General features: G+C 39.3%; 9 protein-coding genes and 1 pseudogene. 8 read left to right on the top strand and 2 right to left on the bottom strand.

All coding sequences use genetic code 11. The annotated features are described in order from the left end of the window. Positions 1–120: 120 nt before the first annotated feature. A complete protein-coding gene (locus JMX07_RS13710; RefSeq protein WP_256713876.1) occupies positions 121–246 on the top strand; it encodes a hypothetical protein in 126 nt (41 codons plus the stop codon). 208 nt (positions 247–454) lie between these two features. After that, positions 455–613 (top strand): transposase, encoded by a 159-nt coding sequence (locus JMX07_RS11660; RefSeq protein ID WP_224737862.1) that lies wholly within the window; start codon positions 455–457, stop codon positions 611–613. A 37-nt stretch (positions 614–650) separates the two neighbouring features. Here the strand turns inward: JMX07_RS11660 and JMX07_RS11655 are convergent, their stop codons facing one another. Continuing rightward, positions 651–860, bottom strand: a complete 210-nt coding sequence (locus tag JMX07_RS11655) for a helix-turn-helix domain-containing protein (protein WP_058025361.1) — start codon at positions 858–860, stop codon at positions 651–653. Positions 861–944: 84 nt separating this feature from the next. Between JMX07_RS11655 and JMX07_RS11650 the strand changes: the two genes are divergently transcribed. Both JMX07_RS11650 and JMX07_RS11645 read left to right on the top strand, forming a co-directional pair. Then, complete coding sequence (locus tag JMX07_RS11650; protein ID WP_057758801.1) at positions 945–2237, top strand: hypothetical protein; 1293 nt, start codon at positions 945–947, stop codon at positions 2235–2237. A gap of 128 nt (positions 2238–2365) precedes the next feature. Continuing rightward, positions 2366–2614, top strand: coding sequence for an antitoxin VbhA family protein (locus tag JMX07_RS11645; protein WP_057758803.1), 249 nt, complete (start codon positions 2366–2368; stop codon positions 2612–2614). A gap of 781 nt (positions 2615–3395) precedes the next feature. Here the strand turns inward: JMX07_RS11645 and JMX07_RS13755 are convergent. After that, positions 3396–3674, bottom strand: a pseudogene (locus JMX07_RS13755) (elongation factor P hydroxylase); the annotation flags it as partial. Between the two features lie 301 nt (positions 3675–3975). Between JMX07_RS13755 and JMX07_RS11635 the strand changes: the two are divergent. The 4 genes from JMX07_RS11635 to fabG all read left to right on the top strand — a co-directional run bounded on the left by JMX07_RS11635 (position 3976) and on the right by fabG (position 7189). Beyond that, entirely contained in the window at positions 3976–4569 is a 594-nt protein-coding gene (locus JMX07_RS11635) for a YceD family protein (RefSeq protein WP_201608091.1), read from the top strand. A 318-nt stretch (positions 4570–4887) separates the two neighbouring features. After that, the gene (gene rpmF / locus JMX07_RS11630) at positions 4888–5070 is read left to right on the top strand and encodes a 50S ribosomal protein L32 (RefSeq protein WP_057758809.1); all 183 of its coding nucleotides are present in this window, start codon (positions 4888–4890) and stop codon (positions 5068–5070) included. A gap of 425 nt (positions 5071–5495) precedes the next feature. Next, positions 5496–6464 carry an ACP S-malonyltransferase gene (gene fabD / locus JMX07_RS11625; RefSeq protein WP_201608089.1) on the top strand — a complete coding sequence of 323 codons (969 nt, stop codon included), beginning with the start codon at positions 5496–5498 and terminating at the stop codon, positions 6462–6464. Then, complete coding sequence (fabG, locus tag JMX07_RS11620) at positions 6461–7189, top strand: 3-oxoacyl-ACP reductase FabG (RefSeq protein ID WP_057758813.1); 729 nt, start codon at positions 6461–6463, stop codon at positions 7187–7189. Before fabD ends, fabG begins: the two co-directional genes overlap by 4 nt. Positions 7190–7304 lie beyond the last annotated feature (115 nt).

Genomic DNA, 7304 nt, shown 5'->3' with positions numbered 1-7304 from the left:
ATATTGAAGTTGAGTAAGTAGCCAAGCCTAATAACTGAAGCAAATAGCTCAAGTAAGTAGCTTAATTAAACCGCTAAGTGTAAAGTAACTGGGTTTGAAGCAAATAAACATCATAAGGATATGAGACCTCAAGCAATGATTGAACAAACTTTAAATCTAGTCACCACCAAAGACCATCAGCAAGTTGCCGTTTGGCGAATAATAGATGATGAAGTCTTTGATAAGAATCTGGTGGTGGTCAACTAATTTAGGACACTAATAAAATTCAAACCTACATCGCCATTACTTATAACCCTGAGTCGAGAACGGATAATAATTATAAGCGTTGGGGCAACTTTTATGACCGCCAAGATCTGTTAGTAGGTGACGAGTTGTGTCAGGTGGTTAATTTTCAGAGACCTTCCTAAATTTTGTGTAAGTATTTAATCTAAACGTCAGTTACACAGAATCTGGGATGGTCTCTCGTATTCTTTGGTTGCCACCCTACAGCCCTGATCTAAATCCCATTGAAAAGAAGTGGGCACAGGCAAAATTTCTACGTCAAGGCTGGATGGAGAATAATCTACCTAAGCTGTTTCATGATATGGGTTGTATCTCTTTTATTCTAGACTGACTATAGTTAACTATCATATTATTATGAATCGAACAATTTAGACTAGATCCTTAATATCTATATCCAATGCATCGCAAATATCATAGGCCTTTTTGAGAGTGACATTCTTCTCTCCACGCTCGATATTTCCCATATAACTTCGATCAATATCTGCCATCTCTGCCAGCACTTCTTGAGATATTCCTTTGCTTCTGCGCACATCACGGATACGCTTTCCAAAGGCTATCATGCGTTCATCTGTCTTCATCTCACCAACCACTGCTAAAAATAGCAATACTCACAGTGGTGGGCTATAATATCCACGGGATATAGTCGGTATTATGAGGTGAGTATGAAAACAAAACTAGAGTATCAGCCAGATATAACAGAAACTAATAAGCTGATCTGTGAGAGGTACTGGTTAAGAGAAGGCGATAAACGAAGTGGTTTTATATATACCTGTAAAGAAATAGGTCAAGAGTTTGATGTTAAGCATCAGGATATACCTAGTATCGTTAAAATAAATGCTCATCTTGTCGTACTAGACTGCCAATGCATAGACTGCGGTACAACTAAGATTTGCTATACTCGCTCACAGCTAACTCGATTGGATCTTATTAGATGGCGGTGTGATGATTGCAGGGCGGCGCTTGAAAAAAGAATGGATCAAGAGTACTTAGAGTATCGTCTTAAACAAGACCGTTTAGCAGAAGAAAAGAGACAGACCGCTCTAGAGTACATCAATCAATGCCGAAGCATTCAATTAAGCAGTATTCCTTCAGTCACTGAGCTTAACGATGTGGATAAACTTCTACTCGCAGCGACTGTAGAGAGCCTAGGGGCAGATAATATAAGGAATACAGTCTCTCTACGTGACAATTTATCATTACCTTTATCACCGTTCTCTAAATTAGATGAAGAGATACTACAGCATCTTTTTAACCGAAATCTGCTCATACTCGCTTCTGAAAATAGCTACGAATACGTAACTATCAACGAAGAAAAAGAGCTAGAGATAGATTTCTATCAAGCGATCTTTGAGTTTGCTTATAGTATTGAGAATCTTACTAAAATCTTGATAAACGCTAAATCTCAGAAAAATACCAGTGCTCTAGTAGCGAATGATCAATTTAAGAACTGGTGTGAAAAGTTACAGCTAGGAGAGTGTTTAAGCTACCTGATTACTAGGTCAAGATTGAACTATCTAGCACCGCCTATTGGCGAAAAGCTAATTAGTATTCTCAGATCATGTTTAGCTGAATGCTCTGTATCAACCATGCATTATATCATTTGGAAGTCTGTGGAAAATGCTGCTGCATACGTGCAAAAACCAGGTATTACTCGAAAACATGCTTCAAATTCTGTTTCTGGTAATATAGAGAGAGTATTCAATAAAATATACAGTGGTAGTTGGAGTCACAATAAATCTTTTCGCGATGCTAGCCACCCTCAGTCTGCAATGGCCAAAATATTTTTTGATTATGTATTTGCAGTAGATGATGGTGGTTTTCACCATACTCTTGATGAGCTATTCAGCCCATATAGGTCCCAAAAAACTTTAGAGCAAGTAAGTTACGCAACTCTAGGAGATGCTAGAAGTACGAATTATTCAGTCACAATAGCTCTTGATATTAAACAATCATGATTTACCGATGTCTAAATCACTAATACAATTAAATCAGCCGAATAAGACATAGCAATGAGAGAAAGATTGTCTAGATAGAAGACTATCTGACTTGCTGAACAATTTTATTACTACTGATAGGAGCTAGTATGGAAGATTCTAAATTTGAAGCATCGATTACCGATGATCGTCCTATCCTCGTTAGCAAACAAGAAATAGAAAAGCGCCGCCGCATTAACTTTGATACTTTGGGCAGCTTCGCAGTCGATAATATTCCTATTAACCCAGATACTCAGCACATCTTTCAAGACTTTGAGGAAGGTAAAATTGCAACTAGCAAGGAAGTAAAAGCTTTGCTACATGCTCACTATACTAAGATAGCGCTCGAAGATAATTAGCTCTTATAGTTTGAGCCCGACGTTGCTAAGCTATTATAGTATTGCTTTTCACAGCCAGTATCGAAAGATGAAACATAATTAATTGTGCTATTCAATCATATTTATCAAATCATTTCACCTATGTAAGATTACTAGTCCAGTATCACTAACTCTCGTCCAGCCATCTCCGAAATAAAGAATAACTATTCTGCCCACAAACATAATAATGCTATAGCTAGTCAGCTTATTCGCTTAGTGAATAGATAAGCATTAAGACCTAATATCACCGTGGTGAATTACATCCTTGGGTCTGCTTCTATCTACACTCGCGTGCTTTAATATTACCATCATTATATCCGTGTTCATATGATTCGATATCTTGCAACTGACAATACTATGTGCAAAGACGTTAATGATAAACATGAATAGCAGAAAACTACTTTTACTTCTACCTATCTGACATAGATAAAATCTACTGGATTAGAGGATGGTACGATTGATCAAAAGTAACCATTAATAGATAGACGTAGCGAAGCGCATCATGTCCGCGTTTATAGCTTAGATAGGATGATATTAGAAAGAATGCTTCTGAAGATGTGAAAGATACCTGAAAAACTTAATTGTTATGATACCTAATTGATAGAACGACCATTATCTTTTGGATAGGTAAAAGTGATTTGTTCTGATAGGTTGTAATAATCACCGAAGTGATAGTTTTAATTTAGATGCCTACAAATAATATAGCGATGTACACTATTAGAATAAGAGGTTTCTAGCATGTCAACCTATAAGGAGATGTGTGAATTTCATGCAGAGCACTAGCAAAAAAGCCATGAGCGAATTCAATTCGAGCGGGTTCATTGTTTTTAGCTGGAAAATACTCGGGTTCATCATTGCTACGAACCAATATAACTTGCTGATCAGCGAATAAAGTATTAAATAACTGTATAAGCCAGTCGGTAGCTAATCGTTCGCTATCAATTATCATTTTTGCTGTGTGAGTATTGTCAAATTGAGTAATAGACAACTCTTGCCACTGACTTCTTAATTCGTTTAAATCCTCATCTTTATCGAGGCACAGTCTATTATTAGGAACATTTTCAGTATGACTCCCTAACTGAGTAAGATGTTGCAGCAACGAACTTGCTTCAGTAGGAGAAAGTAAATCAGAAAAATTAATTTTGTTATCGGATAGATTCATAGAGAAGACATTGACTTAATAAATACTAAAGACAAAAAACTTTAGGTAAAAGGTAAGTAGTAAAAGAGCTTAAACAAATTTACTATCAAAAAATCTTAACATACTAGCGCTAGCAGAATATGGCACTTTCCGTTAGTATGGCAAGCAATATTATACACCGTTTTTATGAATGAGGCCGCGCATGTCAAGCACTCCAGAAACTAAACCGTCAGCACCTCACGCTGACAATAAAAAAGCGCCTGTATCTACTGGCATGCCTGAGCATATTTCTTTAGATAAGTGGGCAGACACTGGCTATGAATGGTCAGGAGAGGTCAAACCAAGATCGTTTGATCGTCTTGCTACTACTCTGAGCACTGAACATGAGCAGTCAGATATACAGCTCAACGCTAACTTATATCGTCGTAACAACGTCTTGCATTTAGCATTTACTTTGACAGGTGATGTTTGGCTAACTTGTCAGCGCTGTTTACAACCAATCGCTATAGACTTATCTGATGATTATGACATTGCGCTACTCGAAAATGATAGTCAGGTTCGTTTAGTTAAAGATGAACAAGATTATTTATTACTGGATGAAATCGTTACCGAGCAATCTCCAGAGCGTCTGTTGCCATTTAAGAAATTGGTAGAAGACGAGATCTTGCTCAAAACCCCAATGGCACCAAAGCATGACGATTGTGAAATGTCTGTTGAGCAGTTTGGTGAAATACCAGAAGAAGAGGAAGGTGAAAATCCTTTCGCTGCTTTAGCCTCGCTAAAAGGCAAACTATAAGCGCCAAAATTATCTACTCGATGCATTTAAAAAGCCTTTTATCAGCTTTGTACAGAAGAGTGCGAGGCAGGGCTTTATTAATTTAATAAACATGCGTATAATGTCCGGTTTATTGCATTCGAGCAACCTGTTGCTTGCTGATAGAAACTGACTGGGTAAATTTTTTATAAGATTCAGCCTTGGTCAGTGCTTTATGTGAGTGGCAATCTATTTAACTAATGATGCTTAAGACTTAGGTTGTTATGATTATATAGCCTCTGTCAGTATCGACTTAAGCTGAATTTCAAGCTTATCCCTTTTAAGTATAGGAGCTATATCATGGCTGTTCAAAAAAGTCGTAAAAGCCGTTCTCGTCGTGACATGCGCCGTTCACATCACCGTATGGAAATTGCTGAACTAAGCGTAGATGCGACCACTGGTGAAAAACATCGTCGTCATCATATGACTAAAGATGGTTTCTACCGTGGTCGTCAACTGTTCAAAGTCAGCCAAGACGCCTAAGACATTGGCTCTATGATAGCTTAGGCGAAGATAGTAATAGTACTGGTGACTATTATTGTTTTTGCCTAGTTATTATTAGTCAATAAGCTTTGAGCTAAAAAAAGCCAAGTTATTTCGCTATCATATATTATGTGGCTGGATAACTTGGCTTTTTGTTATTTATAACTAGACTTATTGCTTAATGCGCTTGTTATTTTTAGTAGATTTAAAAATGTGCTGATATAATCTGCTCCTTTAATTTGGGCAGCGTTACTCTGGCTGTTTGGTTTGCATCCGCTATGATAATAGTGTCTGTCAGTGTATAGTTTACTGACAATCCGTTTTCTTGCATAAATACTTGAAGTAGCGGCTTTGTATAGCATCTAATAATATAATACACCCCATTGTTTTTAGGGATATTTCTAATCAGATAAGGAATATTGGTTATGGCTTCTGTACCCGATATGGTAAAAAAGCAACCCGCTCGTATCGCGGTCATTTTTCCTGGACAAGGATCTCAAGCAGTCGCGATGATGAGCGAGCTTGCCGAAATCTATCCAGAGATACGTGATACATTTACCGAAGCGAGTGATGCGCTTGGTGAGGATTTGTGGGCAATCTGTCAGGACGAAGAAAAACTCAATCAAACCCAATATACTCAGCCTGCGCTTTTGACCGCTAGTATTGCTATTTGGCGTGTCTTACAACAAAAAATAGAAGAGACGCCTTGTTATTTAGCTGGTCACTCTCTGGGCGAGTACAGTGCCTTGTGTGCTGCCAATGTGATATCGCTGGGTGATGCAGTCACTTTAGTACATAAGCGCGGTCAGTTGATGCAAGAGGCCGTTATAGGTGTTGATACTGCTATGGCTGCAGTATTAGGACTAGAAGACAACCGAGTCGAAAACTTGTGTGAGCAAGCAACCGAACATGTCGAAGATGCAGTAGTCGGTGCAGCCAATTTCAATAGTCCAGGACAAGTAGTTATCTCGGGTAACGCTGCTGGTGTTAATGCTGTTATTGATAAAGTCAAAAATACTGGCAAAAAATCTGTTCCTCTAAAAGTGAGTGTGCCGTCTCATTGTGCCCTTATGGAACCTGCCAGCAATGCATTGGCTGAGATACTAGCGGGTATCAAGTTTGATCAGGCAACCATTCCTGTTATACAAAATCGCTATGCACGCGTTGAAACCAGTGCGGTCGGTATCAAGCAAGCATTGACTGAACAGCTGAGCGAGCCAGTACTGTGGTCAAAAACCATGCAAGAGCTAGCTGATAAGCAAATTAATATCTTAATCGAATGCGGCAGTGGTAATGTACTGAGCAATTTGGCGAAGCGTCAGACGCAGCCAATCGCCAGCTATCCTACTGACAAGCCTGCCCGTCTAGAAAAATTATTGGAGGTGTTATCATGAGCCGTACGATTACATTAGTGACTGGCGCTAGCCGAGGTATTGGTAAGGCAGTGGCCAAGCGTTTTGCTAAAGAAGGACATTTTGTCATTGGAACCGCGACCACCGAAAAAGGCGCTGAGCTTATCGATGACTACCTTCATGATACTGGTGGTATTGGTCGTGTTTTAGACGTACGTGATACTGCTCAAATTGACAAATTGTTTGAAGAGATCGAAAGCGTCTATGGCGCGGTGCAAGTCTTGGTTAACAATGCCGGTATCACTCAAGATGGTTTATTGATGCGCATGAAAGATGAAGATTGGGAAAACGTTATCGATACCAATTTGACCTCAGTATATCGCATGAGTAAACGTGCCGTACGCGGTATGATGAAAGCACGCCGTGGCCGTATTATTAATATCACCTCTGTAGTCGCTCAAATGGGCAATGCAGGCCAATCTAACTATGCGGCGACCAAGGCTGGCGTAGAAGGGTTTAGCCGTACGCTTGCACGTGAGATCGGTTCACGCCAAGTGACCATCAACTGCGTGGCACCAGGCTTGATCGAAACGGATATGACAGATGAGCTTGATGAGCGCCTATTGAACTCCATGTTAGATGCTGTACCTATCAGTCGTCTTGGTCAGCCAGAAGACATCGCTGCAGCGGTACATTTCTTGGCTAGCGACGAGGCCAGCTATATCACAGGCGCTGTGATTCCTGTCAATGGCGGCATGTATATGTAGTCAATATACGAGCGTTACATAGTTATAATAAAAAACTGTGTGAACGAGTGTAAACTATAATAAAGAGTGCTATAATGACGGATACTTTTAAGTCAAAGCCCTGTATGATAACAGG

Source organism: Psychrobacter immobilis (genome assembly GCF_904846235.1).
Lineage (GTDB): Bacteria > Pseudomonadota > Gammaproteobacteria > Pseudomonadales > Moraxellaceae > Psychrobacter > Psychrobacter immobilis_C.
Note: the sequence above shows the minus strand (reverse complement) of the source record. Positions and strands in the feature narration are given on the sequence as shown.